Raw genomic sequence first — 507 nt, 5'->3', positions numbered from 1 at the left:
TTTTGATATGGGGCTCGATTACACGCAATATCACGAGCACTTAGATCAAAACGTTGTGTTTGACCGCTTAAGATAGGTGGGTAAAGTTAACCTGAGTTTTCGCCACAGCCACGTTCTGTTTCGATGTAAAAACCGGTAACTAAACGGTGGCTGTGCGGAACAGGTGAGATTGCCAAAATTCGAACTATGAATTCAATGAATATCGGCTAGCACTTGCGACAGACAAGGGTTTTGAGAACCAGTAACCTTGTAAATAGTCGACGCCCATCTGAGTAAAGAAGTCGCACATCTTCGCATCCTCAATGCCTTCAATCACTACCTCAATATTGTTCTCGTGGCACATTGCAATCAAAAACTTTAGGTACTCTCGCGAAGAGTGGTTTGTCAGCGTTTTCCAAGCCATCGATTTATCGATTTTTATCTGCGTCATCGGTAAATCAAAGAAGCAGTTTAAAGAACTGTACCCGGAACCAAAGTCATCCAAAGACAATGCAAAGCCCAATTCAC

1 protein-coding gene and 1 pseudogene are annotated in these 507 nt (G+C 42.8%); one reads left to right on the top strand and one right to left on the bottom strand.

Annotation, left to right across the window (positions count from 1 at the left end):
- Positions 1-76: pseudogene (locus tag R7O13_RS31205) on the top strand (response regulator); the annotation flags it as partial.
- A 108-nt stretch (positions 77-184) separates the two neighbouring features.
- Here the strand turns inward: R7O13_RS31205 and R7O13_RS31200 are convergent.
- Positions 185-507: EAL domain-containing protein (locus R7O13_RS31200; RefSeq protein WP_318196014.1), on the bottom strand; the 323-nt coding region annotated here is incomplete at its 5' end.

The sequence above is a fragment of the Vibrio sp. Y176 genome, assembly GCF_033438945.1.
This window is presented reverse-complemented; position numbering and strand designations above follow the sequence as displayed.